This is a genomic window from Sphingobium sp. LMA1-1-1.1, from assembly GCF_040676365.1.
GTDB lineage: Bacteria > Pseudomonadota > Alphaproteobacteria > Sphingomonadales > Sphingomonadaceae > Sphingobium.
Window position 1 is genome coordinate 1 of record NZ_JBEGHS010000065.1, and the last position, 255, is coordinate 255.

Sequence of the window (255 nt, forward strand, 5' to 3'; positions counted from 1 at the left end):
CGCCGGCCATTGTCAAGGACACCGAGCCTGCCTTCGCGCCCCGCGAGCAGTTCTCGGCGATCGTGAGCTGGACACCGCCCATTGCGAACGATGCGATTTCGCTGTCGGCAAATGCCAACTACACCGGCCGGTTCTTCAACAACCTGCGCAACTTCACCGGGGAAGTCACGAAGGGCTATATCCTGACCGCCGCCAATGTGGAGTGGAAGCTCACGCCCCAGTTCACCGCGGCTGCTTCGCTCGACAACATCTTCG

At 61.6% G+C, this 255-nt stretch carries 1 protein-coding gene; it reads left to right on the forward strand.

The window, feature by feature from the left end; genetic code table 11:
• A partial coding sequence (locus MRBLMA1_RS20075) for a hypothetical protein (RefSeq protein WP_363739302.1) occupies nucleotides 1-255 on the forward strand: 255 nt, incomplete at both ends.